Annotated in this window: 15 protein-coding genes; 4 read left to right on the top strand and 11 right to left on the bottom strand. The window is 46.0% G+C overall.

Annotation, left to right across the window (positions count from 1 at the left end; genetic code table 11):
• Window positions 1-10: 10 nt before the first annotated feature.
• The 6 genes from ccoO to AELLOGFF_RS10045 form a co-directional block, all read right to left on the bottom strand.
• On the bottom strand, window positions 11-619 hold the full coding sequence (gene ccoO, locus AELLOGFF_RS10070) for a cytochrome-c oxidase, cbb3-type subunit II (RefSeq protein ID WP_159268619.1): 609 nt from the start codon (window positions 617-619) through the stop codon (window positions 11-13).
• Window positions 616-2,049 (bottom strand): cytochrome-c oxidase, cbb3-type subunit I, encoded by a 1,434-nt coding sequence (ccoN, locus tag AELLOGFF_RS10065; RefSeq protein ID WP_159268618.1) that lies wholly within the window; start codon window positions 2,047-2,049, stop codon window positions 616-618. The genes ccoO and ccoN overlap by 4 nt, the downstream gene beginning before the upstream one ends.
• 126 nt (window positions 2,050-2,175) lie before the next feature.
• Window positions 2,176-2,787, bottom strand: a complete 612-nt coding sequence (locus AELLOGFF_RS10060; RefSeq protein ID WP_159268617.1) for a Yip1 family protein — start codon at window positions 2,785-2,787, stop codon at window positions 2,176-2,178.
• 191 nt (window positions 2,788-2,978) lie between these two features.
• On the bottom strand, window positions 2,979-3,707 hold the full coding sequence (fnr, locus tag AELLOGFF_RS10055) for a fumarate/nitrate reduction transcriptional regulator Fnr (protein ID WP_159268616.1): 729 nt from the start codon (window positions 3,705-3,707) through the stop codon (window positions 2,979-2,981).
• Between the two features lie 156 nt (window positions 3,708-3,863).
• Window positions 3,864-5,270 (bottom strand): oxygen-independent coproporphyrinogen III oxidase, encoded by a 1,407-nt coding sequence (hemN, locus tag AELLOGFF_RS10050; protein WP_159268615.1) that lies wholly within the window; start codon window positions 5,268-5,270, stop codon window positions 3,864-3,866.
• Between the two features lie 32 nt (window positions 5,271-5,302).
• Complete coding sequence (locus AELLOGFF_RS10045) at window positions 5,303-5,842, bottom strand: hemerythrin domain-containing protein (RefSeq protein WP_159268614.1); 540 nt, start codon at window positions 5,840-5,842, stop codon at window positions 5,303-5,305.
• A gap of 150 nt (window positions 5,843-5,992) precedes the next feature.
• On the opposite strand from AELLOGFF_RS10045, the gene AELLOGFF_RS10040 reads away from it, so the two are divergent.
• Both AELLOGFF_RS10040 and AELLOGFF_RS10035 read left to right on the top strand, forming a co-directional pair.
• Entirely contained in the window at window positions 5,993-8,119 is a 2,127-nt protein-coding gene (locus AELLOGFF_RS10040) for an acetyl-CoA hydrolase/transferase C-terminal domain-containing protein (RefSeq protein WP_159268613.1), read from the top strand.
• Between the two features lie 285 nt (window positions 8,120-8,404).
• Window positions 8,405-8,761: a hypothetical protein gene (locus AELLOGFF_RS10035; RefSeq protein WP_159268612.1), complete on the top strand. Its 357-nt coding sequence runs from the start codon at window positions 8,405-8,407 to the stop codon at window positions 8,759-8,761.
• Between the two features lie 155 nt (window positions 8,762-8,916).
• Here AELLOGFF_RS10035 and AELLOGFF_RS10030 read toward each other — a convergent pair whose 3' ends face one another.
• The 3 genes from AELLOGFF_RS10030 to AELLOGFF_RS10020 all read right to left on the bottom strand — a co-directional run bounded on the left by AELLOGFF_RS10030 (window position 8,917) and on the right by AELLOGFF_RS10020 (window position 12,885).
• Window positions 8,917-10,719 (bottom strand): acyl-CoA dehydrogenase C-terminal domain-containing protein, encoded by a 1,803-nt coding sequence (locus AELLOGFF_RS10030; RefSeq protein WP_159268611.1) that lies wholly within the window; start codon window positions 10,717-10,719, stop codon window positions 8,917-8,919.
• A gap of 226 nt (window positions 10,720-10,945) precedes the next feature.
• Window positions 10,946-11,575: a hypothetical protein gene (locus AELLOGFF_RS10025; RefSeq protein ID WP_159268610.1), complete on the bottom strand. Its 630-nt coding sequence runs from the start codon at window positions 11,573-11,575 to the stop codon at window positions 10,946-10,948.
• Window positions 11,572-12,885: an ammonium transporter gene (locus AELLOGFF_RS10020; RefSeq protein WP_159268609.1), complete on the bottom strand. Its 1,314-nt coding sequence runs from the start codon at window positions 12,883-12,885 to the stop codon at window positions 11,572-11,574. Before AELLOGFF_RS10020 ends, AELLOGFF_RS10025 begins: the two co-directional genes overlap by 4 nt.
• A 372-nt stretch (window positions 12,886-13,257) precedes the next feature.
• Between AELLOGFF_RS10020 and AELLOGFF_RS10015 the strand changes: the two genes are divergently transcribed.
• Window positions 13,258-13,476, top strand: a complete 219-nt coding sequence (locus AELLOGFF_RS10015) for a DUF2061 domain-containing protein (protein WP_159268608.1) — start codon at window positions 13,258-13,260, stop codon at window positions 13,474-13,476.
• Here the strand turns inward: AELLOGFF_RS10015 and AELLOGFF_RS10010 are convergent.
• Together AELLOGFF_RS10010 and AELLOGFF_RS10005 are read right to left on the bottom strand one after the other, a co-directional pair.
• Window positions 13,466-14,914, bottom strand: a complete 1,449-nt coding sequence (locus AELLOGFF_RS10010) for a PepSY-associated TM helix domain-containing protein (RefSeq protein WP_159268607.1) — start codon at window positions 14,912-14,914, stop codon at window positions 13,466-13,468. The two genes, AELLOGFF_RS10015 and AELLOGFF_RS10010, sit on opposite strands and share 11 nt — an antisense overlap.
• A gap of 55 nt (window positions 14,915-14,969) precedes the next feature.
• Window positions 14,970-15,512, bottom strand: a complete 543-nt coding sequence (locus AELLOGFF_RS10005) for a hypothetical protein (protein ID WP_159268606.1) — start codon at window positions 15,510-15,512, stop codon at window positions 14,970-14,972.
• A 716-nt stretch (window positions 15,513-16,228) separates the two neighbouring features.
• On the opposite strand from AELLOGFF_RS10005, the gene AELLOGFF_RS10000 reads away from it, so the two are divergent.
• On the top strand, window positions 16,229-17,062 hold the full coding sequence (locus tag AELLOGFF_RS10000; RefSeq protein ID WP_159268605.1) for an alpha/beta hydrolase family protein: 834 nt from the start codon (window positions 16,229-16,231) through the stop codon (window positions 17,060-17,062).
• Window positions 17,063-17,292 lie beyond the last annotated feature (230 nt).

Genomic DNA, 17,292 nt, shown 5'->3' with positions numbered 1-17,292 from the left:
CCCCCTAGCCTTAGCGTTTGTATTTGATCAGCGTGCCAAGCTGTTGTAAGTAGGCAACCATGGCGTCGATCTCTTTTTTACCCTGTACGCTTTCTGCCGCGTTGGCGATATCAGCGTCGGTGTAGGGAACGCCAACCTTGCGCAACGCCGCCATTTTTTTACCGACCATAGACGCGTCAATCTCGTTGTTAAAGAGCCAAGGGTAGGCGGGCATAATGGACTCGGGAACAACGGCTCGAGGGTCGTAAAGATGGGCGCGGTGCCATTCATCGCTGTAGCGCTCACCTACACGGGCTAGGTCGGGGCCGGTACGCTTAGAACCCCAGAGAAATGGATGTTCGTAAACGCTCTCGCCGGCGACGGAGTAGTGGCCATAGCGTTCAGTTTCAGAACGCATTGGACGAATCATCTGCGAATGACAGACGTGGCAACCTTCGCGAATGTATATGTCGCGGCCTGTTAGCTGCATTGCATTAAGGGGTTTTAGGCCTTTGATGGGTTCAGTGGTTTCCTTCTGAAAGGCAAGGGGAACCAGCTCAACCAGTGCACCAAAGCTAATGGCGATAATGATGAAAATAATCATTAGGCCGATGTTCTTTTCAACTAGATCGTGATTCATGCCGCCACCTCCGCTGCACCTTTAGACACGGGGAGTGCGTCCTCATTGCGAATGGTTTGCCATACATTCCAAGCCATAATTAGCATGCCGCTTAAGAAGATGCAGCCCCCTAAAAAGCGAACAATGTAGCCAGGGTGACTCGCCAGCACCGATTCTGCAAAGCTGTAAGTAAGGCTGCCATCGCTGTTATAGGCGCGCCACATTAAGCCTTGAACAATACCGTTTACCCACATAGAGGCAATGTATAGCACCGTACCAATAGTCGATAACCAAAAGTGCACATTGATGGCGGGCACGCTATGCATTTTGGGCTTGTTGAAAAGAACGGGGATTAAGTGATAAATCGTACCGATGGAAATCATTGCCACCCAACCTAGGGCGCCAGAGTGGACGTGGCCTATGGTCCAGTCGGTGTAGTGAGACAGTGAGTTGACCGTTTTAATGGCCATCATTGGGCCTTCAAATGTCGACATGCCGTAAAAGGACAGGGATACCACCAAGAATCGCAAAATGGGGTCGGTGCGTAATTTATGCCATGCCCCTGATAGGGTCATCATGCCGTTGATCATGCCTCCCCAAGATGGCGCTAATAAGATCAGTGACATAACCATGCCCAAGCTTTGCGCCCAGTCTGGTAGCGCTGTGTAATGGAGGTGGTGGGGGCCAGCCCATATATATACGGAAACCAGCGCCCAAAAATGCACAATGGATAAACGGTAAGAGTAAACCGGACGCTCGGCTTGCTTAGGAACAAAGTAATACATCATGCCCAGAAAGCCGGCAGTTAGGTAAAAGCCAACTGCATTGTGGCCGTACCACCATTGGATCATGGCATCTACTGCACCGGAATACACCGAGTAGGATTTAGTTAAGCTGACCGGAACCGCCATGCTGTTGACGATATGCAGAACGGCGACAGTGATGATAAACGCACCGTAAAACCAGTTGGCCACATAAATGTGTTTCATGCGCCGTTTCATGATGGTGCCAAAAAATACAATGGCGTAGGCAACCCACACTAAGGTGATTAATATATCAATTGGCCATTCTAACTCTGCGTATTCTTTGGTGCTGGTGTAGCCCATTGGCAAGGTGATTGCTGCTAAAACAATAACCAATTGCCAGCCCCAAAATACAAAGGGGATTAAGGGGCCGCCCACCAAGCGAGCTTGGCAGGTGCGCTGTACAACAAAAAATGAGGAGCCCATAAGAACACAGCCACCAAATGCAAAAATCACTGCATTGGTGTGTAGGGGGCGCAAGCGTCCAAAGCTAAGCCATGGTATATCAAAGTTAAGCACCGGCCATACTAACTGCGCGGCAATGAGAACGCCTACCGCCATACCAACAATGCCCCAGACGACGGCCATGACAGTAAACATTTTTACTGCCTTGTAATCGTACCGTGGGAGAGGGAGTTGAGAGTCCATATGGATTCCTTTCATCTTTTTACAGAAATCGGTTAATACATGTATTTTCGCAAGTTGTCCTTGTGTTTGTTCTGATCTAAATCAAGGACGGGTGTGGCACAGGAAAATTTGCGTTAAATTAAGGGCTTATCCGTCGACAAAAACCGGCGCGAGGCCCATTTCCCAGAGAATGACAACGCCGCCCATAAGCGCCATAAAAATGACCATGCAGACACCGACGACGGCGGATGCATAGAGAAATCCCCGCTCACTGGGGATATTCATAACTGCAGGAATACCGACGTATAGCAAATAGACAGCCCAGCTAAGGCTGGCAATACCCAATAACATATCTAACCAAAAGACGGGGTAAAAGCCACAGAGCCCGGCAATAAATAAGGGGGTGGCGGTATAGCTGGCGACAACGATCCCTTTTGTCATGGACGACTCACTGCCGTAGGTATCAGCCATCCAGTGGATAAAGTAGCCAATAACACATAGCGAGCCGAGCATGGCCGCGTAAAAGGCAATGACGATACGAAGTGCGCTGGCTTCAGTTAATAAAACAATCTCGCCATCTCCGATACTCCAACCCACCTTGGTGGCACCGTAATACCATGCGATGCAGGGCCCTATGGCAAGGATAATGGCGTAGAGTAATTTACTGGGGAGCGCAGTATTGGGCAAGGCACCTACGGCTTGCCATTGCTGCCGAGGGCTAAATAGAAATCCTAGTGGGTTACTAACCAAGCTAATCATTTGCAATACCTAGCCTCATTCAAAACGTAGCGGCACAATAACAAAGTACTTTTACTGACTTATTGACCTAGATCAATTGTCTTGCAGTGAATGAAAAATGTCAGAGCTACATACTCCCCATATGCTTCATGGGACCTGCAATCTTGATGTAATTATCAGTTTTTAACGTTGCAAGTGAATGAATATCCCCGTTATTTTTCTATCAAGGCAATGCGCTTTAATGCGTCGATGTCTATTACATAGACCTCTTTTTTATTGATGTCAATGAGGTCTTGTTTGGCAAAGCGGCTGAAAACTCGGCTGACAGTTTCTATGGTAAGGCCTAGAAAGTTACCTATGTCAGTGCGTGACATTGGCAAGTGAAAACTAGACGCAGACAAGTTTCGGCGCGCATTGCGAGCTGAAATGCTGACCAGTAAAGAAGCGAGGCGCTCTTCGGCGGTGTGCTTACTCAGCAGGGTCATATGACGCTGATCTTCAACAATTTCTTGGCTAAGCAGTTTAAAAAAGTGCTTTTGCATATTGGGCAGGCGACCGCTGAGCTCCTCTATTTTGATAAAAGGGATTTCACAAACTGCGGAGACTTCCATGGCCTGTGCTGAGCTAGCGTAGCGGTTCTGACCTATGCCATCCATACCGAGAATTTCACCAGGTAAATAGAAACCTGTGACCTGTTCTTCGCCATTGTCTGAAATACTATAGGCTTTTACTGCACCAGAGCGGACAGCAAAAATGGAGTTAAAGGCGTCACCTTCTCGATAGAGGTGCTGGTTTCTTTGTAAGGGACGGCCTTGTTGAACAATTTCGTCCAGCTGAACGATCTCACTTTGTTCTAAGGCCAGAGGCAAGCAGATGGCATTGAGTCGGCACTTGGAGCAATTTAGAGCCGCGTTATGCGGGCAGTTATTTTCTGCTGGCATGCTGTTCGTGCTTACAATACTCAAAGTAGATGGCCCCGCAAAATATTTCTGATCGTGCAATATACCACTAGTTTTACGTAAAGCCGGAAGCGAATTCAAGTATTTAGCATGATTAGACGCATAAGCTTCAGCGGCTGGTAATTGGGGCGTGGCTATTCATAGGGTCTTAGAATAACTCGTATTGTTCTTGCTTGAATATTGATCAAATACCATACAAATATTCCGTAACATCATGCGGCCTGCGGGAGTAACATGAATGGCATCGGGGCTAAGGGTCAGTAAACCGTCCTTTTGCATATCTTCTAATTGTGGCAGCAGATCTGCAAACTTTTCCCAGAACGATATATGGAATTGGCGAGTAAAGTGAAGGGTAGACACGCAGAGGTTACAGGCTAAGGCCATGATAATGTAAGCGCGTAAACGGTCTTCAGGCGTTTTGACTAGGCCGCGTTGTAGCGGAAGTTCGCCAGAGGCCAATTTTTGATAGTAGCTAGCTAAGTCTTTACTGTTTTGGGCGTAGCAATCTCCAATGGAGCTGATTGCAGATACCCCAATACCGAGCACATCCGAGGCGAGCCGTGTTGAGTAGCCTTGAAAATTACGTTGTAACTGCCCCGCTTTTTGGCTCTGTGCTAACTCGTCTTCTGGACGTACAAAATGATCCATGCCTATATAAATGTAGCCAGCGTCGATTAATTTCTCAGTGGCTAAAAGTAGCATGGTGAGTTTTTCCGCAGCGCTGGGAAGGGTGTGACGTCCAATCGCGCGCTGGGGGGGGAATTGCTTGGGTAAATGAGCGTAGTTGTATAAAGAGATTCGGTCGGGTAGTAGTGTGATCACGTCATCCAGCGTGCGCGCCAAGGTCTCACTATTTTGTTGAGGTAGCCCGTAGATCAAATCAAAGCTTATTGAGCTAAAACGATAGAGCCGGGCTGATGACACCAGTTCGGCAATTTTTTCTGTGCGTTGAAGTCGATTAATAGCTCGCTGTACCTCTGGATCCGTATCTTGAATACCAAAACTGAGGCGATTGAAGCCGAGTCCACGTAAGAGTGCTAAGCGGTCTGAATTGACGGTACGCGGATCAATTTCAATGGAGAATTCACGTTGCTTGCTGTCATCAAAGTTAAAATGACGGGCGAGCAGATGAATTAATTCTGTCAGCTCGCCATCGTCAAGGTAGGTGGGTGTTCCACCGCCAAAGTGCAATTGTGAAACTTTCCTTGTTTTACCAACCCGTTTAGCGAGAAGCTCTATTTCTTTGGCAAGATGAGTTAAGTACTCGCGAGCTACTCCCGGTTTTTTAGTGACTATTTTATTGCATCCACAGTAGTAACAAAGCCAGCGGCAAAAAGGCAGGTGAACATATAGCGACAATGGGCTTGGCGTATTTCGAGCTTGGTTTAAATAATAATCGTAGTTGGCAATCGTAAAATCGTCATTGAATTTTAGTGCCGTAGGGTAGGACGTATACCGAGGTCCTTGGGTGTTGTATTTTGCGACTAAATTGGGGGCGAAATGGGTGTTCTTATGAGCCGGCTGAGTAGTAATCGTGTTTGACATAGTGTTACCCCATCAGGGAAAAGTGCAAAGTGTTAATGATTAGCGATGTGGTTTTGCTGTGGAATTTCTATTGCAGGTGTTTCATGGGCAGAGCTGGGACGAGGAACTATTTGAGTGGCGATATCTTGCCAGTCCTGTGGCGTGAAGCGCTGACGAATTGCGTCAAAGATGTTTCGTTCAGCATGGATATGGGCAATTTGCTTGCGACAAAAATATCGACTTAGTTCTAAAGTTTGCTGCGACGGCCAGCTATGTAAGGTTTGATGTTTTCTGTACATCTGCGAGAGCTGGGTGCTTTGTGCTTCTAAGTGGGGGTGCTCATCTATTAGTGAGAGGATGGCGATGTCATTGATGTGCTGTTTACTTAATAAGTAACTGAATAAAGTATCTTCTGTTGGGTGATGCCATTTTTCTGGATAACCTTGTATATCATCAAGAATTGCTAATGCGCGATCTACAATGTCTAGCGAGCAGTTAGCAAGACTTAGCTGATTAATGATTTGAGCAAACAAATACATCATCTTTAACATGTGATGATGATCTTGCTCTAACTGTTCAATAAGCTGATGCATGATAAAACTCTTGGCTTACTCGTCGTCATTCGCTGTTCAATGATTAAAAATATGAAGTGTGGAATTTACCGATATTTATGGCGAGCTTTCTTGATGTAGGTCAAAAGGCCTGTTAATAGTAGTGTTTGATTTTTGTGCGACGGAGCATCCATGCGCAACGAGCATACTGATTTTGATCTAGTTGATATTGAAGATTGTGTAGATAGAATAATTCGCCGTGTGGGAAAAGATTTGCGCGTGGCAATGCCTTTGGGGCTTGGGAAGCCTGTAGAGTTGATTGACGCCATTTATCGTCGTGCTAGTGCTGACCCAAGTATAACGCTAACTATTTTAACGGCGCTTAGTTTGGAGCGTCCAAGTGAGAAAGATGGGATTCGAGCCCGTCTACTCAACCCTGTTTTTGACCGCTTATACAGCCAGTATTCCGAGCCACTTTATTTGCAGGACGAGCGTAAAGGACAAGTGCCGGCGAATATTAAACTCTGTGAATTTTATTTTAAAGCGGGAAGTCGAATAGGGCATGCTACAGCGCAGCGAAACTATATCAGTTCAAATTATACGCATGCAGCCAGAGATGTTGTTGCTCAAGGCTGTAATGTAGTTATTCAGCTTCTTGCCTGTGAAAACGCTAAGCTGAGTATGAGCTGCAACCCTGACACCTCAGCAGAATTGGTAAGCCGTTTAAAAGACACTGGGAGAGATTTTGTTGCGGTAGGGGTTATTCATCCAGACCTTCCGTTTATGTATGGTGATGCGGAAGTCGCTGTCGATCAATTTGATTTCTTAGCAAAAACTAAATCTAGCCAATACGGTTTATTTCCTGTGCCGCGTTTGCCACCAATACCCAATACCGATTATGTCATCGGCCTGCGCGCCAGTGCATTGATTGCAGATGGAGGGACCTTGCAGTTGGGCATTGGTGCAATGGGTGATGCGATTGTGCAATCAATTTTACTGAGGCAGCAACATAATGCGGATTACCGTGAGTTATTAAGCAAATTTGGTGTCGATCAGCACAATGCACAACTTGTTGATGAGATAGGCGGCCGAGAGAGTTTTGATCAGGGTTTATATGGCGCCACTGAGATGTTTGTCGAAGGCTTTTTGCATTTATTTAAGGCCGGTATTTTATGCCGTCAAGTATATGATTTTTGGGCGCTTCAGCAGTTAATTAATCTTGGCCGTTGTAAACCGTCAGCGCTAGATGAAACGTGTTTAGAGGCCTTGGCAGATGTAGGTGTAAGGGAGTTACGTGGTAAAGATTTTGATAGTTTGCAGTACCACGGATTTTTCCGAGAAGATTGTCATTATAAAGAAGGACGTTTGTTTTCGGCGAGTGGTGAATCTTGCCCAGCAAATATGGCTAACCCTGATAGCCAACAATTTATGGCGCGACACTGCTTAGGTTCACAGTTGCGAAATGGCAAGGTATTACATGGCGGCTTCTTTCTAGGTAGTACAGATTTTTATAGCAGTCTCCGGGATATGAGCAAGCATGAACGCAGTATGCTTGCCATGTGTGGGGTAGAAAAAATTAATCAGCTTGATCAGAATCCGCGCCTGTTCAAAGCGCAGCGACAGGCCGCACGATTTATCAATACAGGTTTGAATGTCAGTCTTAATGGCGCAGTGGCGTCTGATACCTTGGAAAATGGACAGGTACTTTCCGGTGTCGGTGGTCAGTATAATTTTGTGGCGATGGCCCATCAGTTAGATGGTGGCCGTTCCATTTTAATGATTCGTGCGAGCCGAATTCAAAATGGCAAAGCGGTATCCAATATTCTCAGTCACTATGGCGCGTGCACCATACCTCGCCATTTGCGAGATATCATTATCACTGAATATGGGATTGCCGATTTGCGCTCTAAAACCGATGAAGAGGTTTGTATCGCACTTATTAATATTGCTGATTCACGATTTCAAGCTGAGTTAGTTGCTGCGGGCAAAGCGGCTGGAAAGCTGGATAAAAATTATGAGATTGCGCCAGCATTTAGGCAAAACTTCCCTGATGTTATTAATGCAAATATGAGTTGGGCACAATCAAAGGATTTAATGCCAGCCTTTCCTTTTGGTTGTGATTTTAGCGATGATGAATTAGCCGCTGCTGCGACGTTGAAAAAAATATCCGAATTGTCATTGTTGCAAAAGGGGCGTGCACTTATAAGCGGTGGTCAAGATTCAAAAACCAGTCAGCGTATTATCTCGGTGCTGGGCTTGAGGGAGAATAATCTGCAAGCGCGTTTATTGTCGCGTCTCATTCGCGGTATTAAACCTTAATATTGCGAATGCGGGGTCTAACATAAAACATTATTTGCGAAGGGTGTCACAATTCCAAGCTTTGAATATAAACGGGTTTACATATATTTCTCACTTAAGTGTTTGTTTTATAAAGTGATGAAAGACAATCACTGATATATTTAAGCATTAATACGCACTGCCAATAGCCTGAAAGATTAACTATTGTACAGCTAAGGATCACTGTTATTGCCGCTTAGGGTTATCTCATAAGAGATAATGACAGCAGGTTTGGGTGATAACGCCGTTTAGCAAAGTAGGTGTGCCGTGAACAATATTTTAGCAGCTCGTGTCTTGTGTGCGTTTGTTAGCGTGTCAGCGTTATCGGTATCTGCAGAGCCGGAAAGTTGTTTGGACTGGAAAGTGGAAACATTTTCTGCAAGCTCAGCGCAGTCTAGTTGTTCCTATTTTAATAGCAATAAGGTTTCAACCCGCTTTAGAGTTAGAAATGTCTGTGACACTAAGGTGAGTGGCGTATTAAGCTATTACAAGGAAGACCTAAATAATAAATCAGTAATGAATGTGCAATCGTTTGTGGTGAGCCCTGGAGCTAGTCGAGACATTGCCAATCCCTGTGGTATGCAAAATAGCGCCGCTTATCAGGTTTCTCAAGTCACGTTTTAGGCTGATTTTGTGTGATGTTTGTGAGTCGAGCAGAATTGACTTGTGTTCAGAAATCGAACTCTTCCAGACAGATGAAAAAAAATCCCCGATATTTCTATCGAGGATTTTTACGAAGACTTCGCCACTAGTAAATAGCTGACGATGAAATGACTTCTCTAGCGAGTAGTGAAACGATCTAATGGCATTGCCATTACGCTGTCGGTGCTGCTGTTCATGCAAGCAGCGTGACCTTTGGCGCGAGGCAATAGACGTGAGAAGTAAAATTCTGCTGTTTCTAATTTTGCTTCGTAGAACGCTTTATCTTCAGTACCTTCTGCGAGTTTTGCCGCAGCAACTTCTGCCATCATTGCCCAGTAATAAGCCATAGACAGGTAACCACTGTACATTAAGAAGTCGTAAGAGGCTGCACCGACGGCGTCGCGATTTTTAGAGGCGCGAGCAACCATTTTTACGGTGTGCCAATTCCATGACAAGGTATAGCCAATTAACTTGGCAGAATAGCCGCGGCGCTTGCCCCCCACTAAATTTTTGAAGCCAAATTTATATAATTTTTTGCAGAAACCACCGTACAGTTTAAAGCCATCGAGAACGACTTTACGGCCGATCAGGTCCATGGCCTGAATACCGGTGGTGCCTTCGTACATGGTGGCAATACGTGCGTCACGGTAAATTTGCTCCATACCGTGTTCTTTAATAAAGCCGTGGCCGCCAAATACCTGCATTGCATTACTTGCAGATTCAAGGCCGGTTTCCGTCAAGAAGGCTTTTAATATGGGGGTCAAAAAGCCAAGTTCGTTTTCTGCTGCATCGCGTTCTTCTTGGGTTTCTGCTTGCACCATGCGATCTGAGTATTTAGCCGCGTCATAAATCATTGCGCGACCACCTTCAGCAAATGCTTTTGCCGTGAGTAGCATACGGCGTACATCTGGATGATGAATGATAGCATCACCCGCTTTGTCTGGATTTTTAACACCAGACAATGAACGCATAGAATAACGATCTAATGCATATGGCAGCGCATTTTGGTAAGCCAGTTCAGATGCGGCTAAGCCTTGAATTGCGGTACCGATACGAGCGGTATTCATAAAGGTAAACATGGCGTTTAGGCCAGCGTTTTCTTCGCCGAGCATATAGCCAGTTGCGGAATCGAAGTTAATTACGCAGGTAGCGTTACCGTGAATCCCCATTTTATGTTCAATACTGCCGCACTTCACGCCATTGCGATCGGTGATGGTGCCGTCTTCAGTGGTATTAAATTTAGGCACGATGAAAAGTGAAATACCTTTGGTGCCTTCCGGTGCGCCTGGTGTGCGGGCAAGTACGATGTGAATAATGTTTTCAGCAAGATCATGTTCGCCGGCAGAGATAAAGATTTTTGTGCCGGTGATGTTGTAACTGCCATCAGCTTGGGGTTCTGCCTTGCTGCGCATTTGGCCTAGATCTGAACCACAGTGTGCTTCTGTTAAGCACATGGTGCCCGTCCAAGTTCCCTCGCATAGTTTTGTGAGGTAAGTTTGTTTTTGCGCTTCGGTGCCGTGAACATAGAGTGTGTTCATGGCGCCTAGGCTAAGCCCTGGGTACATTCCCCAAGACCAGTTAGCCGTACCAACGAGCTCTGACTTGATGAGGCCCATTGACATTGGAAGACCTTGACCACCGTATTCAACAGGGTGCGACAAACCTTGCCAGCCGCCTTCAACCCATAGGTTATACGCTTCTTTAAAGCCTTCTGGGGTGGTAACTTCGCTGTCGTTCCACTGGCAACCTTGCTCGTCGCCAATTTGGTTAAGTGGTGCCAACACTTCTTCTGCAAATTTTGCGGCTTCTAGAGTAATTGCCTCTACCATGTCTGGAGTAGCTTCAGCGCCGGAAGGAATGGTTTGATAGTGGGCGTTGAAGTCCAGTAATTCATTGATAACAAAATTGATATCGCGTACTGGCGCTGTATATATAGTCATGATTTGCCTCTTCTGTTCCCGTGGATGGGGGATCAATAACGAAACGGAGCATAGCGGATGCAGGTAAGCGGGAAATTGGCCGCTTTTCTGTAGTTGGGTGACGGTTCGGTCAATGCCTGTAAAAAACTATATTACGTTAAAGGTAGGGAGGGAATATAAGTTTGTTTCGATGAAATTTGAACAGGACTAAACTTGGCTTCTTAAGTCTCTTTATGGGGCTGGAGTGTCATAGTAAGTCGTTTAAGAATTTATCTAACTTGGGGTGCTTCCGCTGTATGTGGCTTACACCGTTAGCAAGAATGTTGTCGGCGTGGCTTGGTCCGATGTTTTCACACAATAATATATAATATTGATTTAATAACTTTTGAAGTAATACGGGCGATACAGTGCCAAGTTCCAATCGTTGGCGATTACCAAGCCAGCCCTGTAATGCATCCAGTGTGTGTATGGGAAGGCGGCGTTGGCGAAGTGTCGCCAAGAGGTCAATGCGCAGCTTATGCTGTAATTCGTCATCTAACTGAGACATCATTGCGAGCATCAATTCTGCAAAAGCCTGATTCGCAGATATTGGATTTTCCGATATTGTCTCAGGCGTATTTCCTCTCGGGTCGGCTAATAGATCTGTACTTTCCAAGCTCATTGCCTTGATGAGGCTTCTTAATATTGCCGAACGTTTTGGTTTGAGCTCGGGTGCTTGGCAGATATCGGCAACAAAGCGTTGTAAGGCCAGACTTGGCTGGTCAATATAACGATTCTCCCAGTGGGTGATGGCCTTTAGTACCGTAACCTCATCCATAAAACCTTGTAGACCGGTAAAGATGGCGCGGCGACGCTCGCTAACACTGCGCCTGCTCATCGCTGTAAGTCCATTTGGTTGGCGCGTTCAGCTGTGTAGGCAATGTTTCCGGTATTGAACTCTGGGTAGCCAATTTCAGCGTGTTCACTAAGGTCTAAGCCACGTTGCTCGTGTTGGGCTGGTGCTCTAAGACCCATTAATACATCGATAATGAAGTACATAATTAATGCACAGCAGAACGTCCAAATAAAGCAGGCGGCAATGCCGATGAGCTGCACGGTAATTAATTTGCTATCGAACATATTTCCAGTAAAGAAAATACCGGCTGCTAATGTACCCCACGCCCCAGCAAAGCCGTGGACGGATACCGCACCAACAACATCATCAAGATGCATCTTCAGCATTAATTTACCGCCAAGCGTACAAATGACACCGCCAATGGCACCCGTTAGCACGGCGTAGGCCGGCAGCATGGAGGCGCAGCCAGCGGTAATGGCAACTAAACCCGCAAGGCTGCCATTTATGGTGTCAGTGAGTAATATGGGTTTACGCATGATGACTGACAGTATCATCGTTGCACAGGCACCTGCGGCGGCGGCGAGTTGGGTATTTAAATTAATAAGGCCGATGTCCGCTGAGGCACTTAATGTTGAGCCACCGTTAAAACCAAACCAGCCAAACCACAGAATAAAACCACCTAGCGCCACAAATGTGAGGTTGTGTCCACGAAGTTCGCGGGGTTTGCCTTGTCTGTCAAAACGACCGAGTCGAGGGCCCAGTATGATCACGCCGGCAAGCGCACACCAAGCGCCAACGGAATGAACGACGGTAGAGCCGGCAAAGTCGATAAAGCCCATCTTTGCCAGCCAGCCATCGGCATTCCATACCCAGCTGCCAAAGATGGGGTAGATTATGGCGGTAATGATAATTGCGCCAATTAAATAGGCGTCGAATCGCGTCCGTTCAGCCATGGCACCGCTGGCAATCGTCACGGCGGTTGCCGCAAACATGGTTTGAAATAAAAGAGTGCCGTAGCTTGTTGGGTCACTTTCATTAAGCAGAAATAAATCAGTTCCAATGAGGCCACTGGGGTTGCTGCCAAACATAAAGCCGTAGCCGAGAGCCCAGAATATTAAAGTTCCTATGCACACATCCATGTAGTTTTTCATAACCACATTTAGGGAGTTTTTGGTTCTCGACATACCTGACTCAAGCAAGGCGAAGCCAGCCTGCATAAGAAACACCAAGGCACTGGCTGTGACAAGCCAGACCATATCGGTAGCGCCTGTTAATTCAGAGAGGTCGTCGGCATATAGTTGAGAGGAAAAGGCCAGCGTTACGAGCGAGAGAGGGAGGCGCGCTTTTTTCATTAGAACCCTTCGTTTCTAGTGGTGGCGCACTGTATCGGCGCGCTTCTGAAAGATAGTGTGCAACTGTTGTGCCAAAGGGTGAGTGAGCTTGTGGCGACGTCCGAATGCTTAGGCTTGTATTAAAGGCTTGTGGCACATATCGATGAAAGTGAGCTCTAGTTTGGGTCGCGGCGGCAAATATACGACCAATGGTGGTGCGAGATTATTTTATCAGTGACCGTTTAATTGATAGGTTTCAACGATGGTTATTATTATACCATCCAATTTTAATAATTTATTGATAATCATTATCATTCTTTCTGTCGGCAGCTACAGCTATGAGCATCGACTAGATACATTTTAATTAACAAGACAATGACCGAGGAGGCCATTATGAAAAAGACAATCAGTTTCGCCATGATGCATTTCACTGTGGCGTTCTCAGTTGCCTACATTCTCACAGGTAGTGCGGTAGTTGGTGGCATGCTGGCATTAATCGAGCCCGCGGTGAACACGGTTGTGTTTTACTTCCATGAGAAGGCATGGCTGCGTCTAGATCGTGGACCCAGGCCATTACGTCAAGATGCGGCGATGGCCGTGGTCAGGGCTTAGGAACACTCTCGCTGTTGAATGTGCTCTTTGCTTTTGGTGATGCCATTAGATAGAGCACAACAGCAGTGATAACGAGGCTGACATTAATACTCAGAGGAACTGTCTGCAGAGCGTGATCGCCATGCCGCAGGGTATAAGTGATAACGAGGCCAATGAGCACAGCGGCATTTAGCTTCAATAATAAGGCTTTAGATAGCACATCATTATTGAGGGTTTGAGCTGTTGCTGAACAGGCAACGATGCACAGCCAAAATAAGCCAATGGAGCTATATTGAAAAATTAACTGGCATACGGCCGTGATGCTAAATGCTAGCGGTACACCCCAAACCAAGCCTAACCACAGTTTATTAAGGGCGTCGCGGTGTTTGCGGCGGGCAAACCAGACATTAATCCCGCTGACAGAAACAACCGTGAGTGCCAAGCCGAAAATGCCGTACAAGACTTTGACAAAAAAACCGCCATAGTGGCCAAAGTGTAGTCGGTATAATGAAATAATTGCTTGGCGACCGGCTTCACCGTCAGAAAAACCGACTTTATCAAGGTAGTTACCCATACCGTCAAATTGATATTGCTCAGCATAAATCAGCCTATCGTGGTGTTGGACTGCCACGGTAATGAATTGCTGGGCGGTGTTGGCGTTTTCAACTTTGAGATACAAAGGCGTGGTGCCTGGTGCAATGCTTGGTAATTGCGCGAGGACGTGACTAATATTGGCGAGGTGTAATTCTTGCTCTAATACCGGATCAAAGCCAAAAAGGGTGGGGACAATTATCGCCATTTCACCTTCAAAAAATGCTGGGGCAACAATCAGGCTGAGCACCAATGCAAGGCCAAAGTAAGCACCTGTTATGGCGATCATTAAGTGGAAAGGAGCGCCCCAGACACTTAAACGGTTGTGAATGTCTGCTTGCTCTAAATGTTTAGAGCCTTTTAAACGCAGAGTGAAGGCGTCTCGAAATATCCGCGGGTGCGCGAAAAAGCCAGAAATAATCAATCCGCACAATAATGCGCCCAATATACTGACAATTAATACGCCGATATTTTCTGGCAGGTGCAGAAAAATATGGAGATCAGTGAGTAAGTGAGTCCACGGATGATTAACGGCCTCTCCCAGAGAGCCATCTTGGTTTAAAAACCAGCCCTCTTTGTCATTAGAGATAGAGGCCCTTGGCATGTCGTCACGGGGTAGTGCGATCATTATGTCTTTGGTGTCGTCACTTTGCGCCAGCACCTTGGTGTAACTTTCTTGTAGAGCATCGCCGCTAATTGTTAAAAACTCTTCAGCGGCGGGTTGCTCCCAGCGTTCAAATTCTTGAAAGAAAACAGCCAAAGTTCCTGATATACAAACCAGGTACATCAGTGCGCCAACCATCAGCCCCAACCAAGAGTGGCTGGACAGTGAGTTTTTGACAAGTGATGGTGAGAGTAGCTGTTTCATCTATCGCTCTTTTAAGGTGGTAGTTAACGGGTCGCTTGGTGATGAACTTGGCAATTTAGCTATAAACCAATGCCGCACCAAGTAGGCCGACAGTGCTTATCCAAATGATTGGTCTGAACCGCTTGGGATCTGCACAGGCCCACCATGCGGCTACGCCCCAGCTTATTGGCGCAATGAGCACCACAAGGACAACTGCGTTGACCACGGATAATGGCAGTAACATGACGAACGCAACACTGGCATAAGCTGTGGCGATACCACTTAAAGGTACGGTAATAAAAAACAGTGCGATATGACGTAAAACAGTTCTGGTTGCAGGAACGACAATAGCAACTGATTCATTAATGCGTTGGTGTTTACGCTTTATTTCCAAATTTAAAAGTACGGCAAACCATGCAAATAAGGGAATGAATAAACAGGCGTAGGCAATGCCGAATTCAGCACCATTGGCGCTGATTAAGAAAAGGGTGCTGACCAGTGCCGCGAGCCAGCCTGTAGGCATAAGCCAGGTGTGGCGCGGGAAGCGGTTTTGCCATGATAGATAAAGGCAAGTGATACTGGCTGCAGCGGTAATGACGCCTAAAAGCCCATTTATCATGCGGAGGTGTCCAAAAGTTAGTTAGCGTGGTGATGCAGTAAAATAAACTCACCATCACTGCGCTTTGGCGATGTTCTAGATGCCGTAAATCGGTGATAGCTGACTGCCAAGCTTGCCCTGTGTGAATGAGAAGATGCGGCAGCATGATAATCAGTGGCTAATATAGTGAGCATTAAGCAATTTTCAAAGATGCAAATAGTAGTAAGAGTGATTCTTAAATACAAGAAAAGTTGTGTTAATAACGGAGTTGTTGAGGGAATGTTGCTGGTTAAGGTAGCCTCTAGTGTGTTTTTTATGAGAGGAATTAACTTGCTGCTTCGTGCCAAAAGCGGTCATCATTTCTGAAGATGCAGCCGAACTGCCAGTCACCAAAGCGGACATTCACGGCGACCGATTCTCCGGCGGAGCTAAATCTCATTCACGCTTACTAATAGTGTGTTCAGTAGAAGCGGGCTCACTAATTCCGTAGATCGTAGTCTAAGTTGTTGATTCTTTAAGATATGGGTTTATGATCAGGAGAAGGGATTTCAGAAAAAATAGAGGGAGCGAGTATTGCTAACATCGATAGCTAATTCAACTAAATACAATCAAGTGAATGATATTGCTATGGTTTTTGACGCCATTCAGAATCCGGCTCCGGAGATAGGGAGCCAAAGTGATATAAGGCCCCAGTCTTCATAATAAAACGGTTAAGCATTCAAAATACGGATATATAAATGAGAAAAATAATAGCTATCTACCTTCTTTGCTTTGTCAGCATGTCTTCTTTTGCTGTTACAGATACAGATAACCCTCAAGTCGTTAAATTTCCAAGTGGTAAACTAACCTTGGGCGGGGAGTTATTTCTCCCAGAAGGAAAAGGCCCATTTCCTGTCGTACTCTACAACCATGGCAGTGCACCCAAAATGAAAAATAGCATTGCCAGTGCTGCTATAGGCCCAGAGTTTGCCAAAAATGGCTGGGGCTTTTTTATGCCATACCGTAGGGGCCAAGGTCTTAGTGAGGATCAAGGCCCATATATAATCGATGAAATTAACTCTGCACGATGGACCGGGTGGGGCAAAGCGGCCAAGAAATTAGTAGAGCTTCATCAAACAGATCACTTATCCGATCAAATGGCTGCTCTTGAGTGGTTAAAAAAGCAGAGTTTTGTAGATGCAGGCCGAATCGCCACAGCAGGGAATTCCTTTGGAGGTATTCAGGTTGTTCTGGGGGTTGAGAAAGCAACTTACTGTGCAGGTGTCAATGCAACAGGTGCCGCCCAAAGCTGGGAGGATTCTGAAGGTCTACAGAATGTAATGAAACAGGCAGTAGCTAATGCTAATAGTCCTATATTTTTCTTTCAGGCCGAGAATGACTACAACCTAGCACCTACTAAGGTGCTTTCGGCACAAATGAAGAAACATGGAAAAATAGCTGAGGTGAAAATTTATCCTCCGTTTGGCTCTTCTGCTAAAGAAGGTCACAGCTTGCCATGGGCCGGAGTACACATATGGTTTGATGATACATTAGCATTTATAAACAAGCATTGTGCCAATCCCAATGCTTAACAAAACGCTCAAATGGACCACAAAAGCCTGTGGCTTTTGGTCCATTTAGCTTGGTGTTATATTTTCAGAGCGTGATGACTAATAGAAATATCAAAATAGCATTGTTCGTCCTGGTAGCCGCTGTAGCGGGGGTTGTTTGTTTCTATTCGTATACTAAGGCTGAAGTCTCATCGAATGACTGGACTTACACTTGTTTTCACAATGGGTGCTCGTATGAGCTCGAAGTTACA

The organism is Zhongshania aliphaticivorans, assembly GCF_902705875.1.
Taxonomy (GTDB): domain Bacteria; phylum Pseudomonadota; class Gammaproteobacteria; order Pseudomonadales; family Spongiibacteraceae; genus Spongiibacter; species Spongiibacter aliphaticivorans_A.
The sequence above is the reverse complement of the archived record's forward strand: the minus strand, read 5'-3'. Positions and strand labels throughout refer to the sequence as shown.

What these genes read in the sequence shown, in the direction of transcription:
- AELLOGFF_RS10030 (WP_159268611.1), bottom strand. Translation starts at nt 10,719, where the DNA reads ATGACTATATATACAGCGCCAGTACGCGATATCAATTTTGTTATCAAT.
- AELLOGFF_RS10000 (WP_159268605.1), top strand. Translation starts at nt 16,229, where the DNA reads ATGAGAAAAATAATAGCTATCTACCTTCTTTGCTTTGTCAGCATGTCT.
- AELLOGFF_RS10040 (WP_159268613.1), top strand. Translation starts at nt 5,993, where the DNA reads ATGCGCAACGAGCATACTGATTTTGATCTAGTTGATATTGAAGATTGT.
- AELLOGFF_RS10060 (WP_159268617.1), bottom strand. Translation starts at nt 2,787, where the DNA reads ATGATTAGCTTGGTTAGTAACCCACTAGGATTTCTATTTAGCCCTCGG.
- AELLOGFF_RS10005 (WP_159268606.1), bottom strand. Translation starts at nt 15,512, where the DNA reads ATGATAAATGGGCTTTTAGGCGTCATTACCGCTGCAGCCAGTATCACT.
- ccoO (WP_159268619.1), bottom strand. Translation starts at nt 619, where the DNA reads ATGAATCACGATCTAGTTGAAAAGAACATCGGCCTAATGATTATTTTC.
- AELLOGFF_RS10015 (WP_159268608.1), top strand. Translation starts at nt 13,258, where the DNA reads ATGAAAAAGACAATCAGTTTCGCCATGATGCATTTCACTGTGGCGTTC.
- hemN (WP_159268615.1), bottom strand. Translation starts at nt 5,270, where the DNA reads ATGTCAAACACGATTACTACTCAGCCGGCTCATAAGAACACCCATTTC.
- ccoN (WP_159268618.1), bottom strand. Translation starts at nt 2,049, where the DNA reads ATGGACTCTCAACTCCCTCTCCCACGGTACGATTACAAGGCAGTAAAA.
- fnr (WP_159268616.1), bottom strand. Translation starts at nt 3,707, where the DNA reads ATGCCAGCAGAAAATAACTGCCCGCATAACGCGGCTCTAAATTGCTCC.
- AELLOGFF_RS10025 (WP_159268610.1), bottom strand. Translation starts at nt 11,575, where the DNA reads ATGAGCAGGCGCAGTGTTAGCGAGCGTCGCCGCGCCATCTTTACCGGT.
- AELLOGFF_RS10020 (WP_159268609.1), bottom strand. Translation starts at nt 12,885, where the DNA reads ATGAAAAAAGCGCGCCTCCCTCTCTCGCTCGTAACGCTGGCCTTTTCC.
- AELLOGFF_RS10045 (WP_159268614.1), bottom strand. Translation starts at nt 5,842, where the DNA reads ATGCATCAGCTTATTGAACAGTTAGAGCAAGATCATCATCACATGTTA.
- AELLOGFF_RS10010 (WP_159268607.1), bottom strand. Translation starts at nt 14,914, where the DNA reads ATGAAACAGCTACTCTCACCATCACTTGTCAAAAACTCACTGTCCAGC.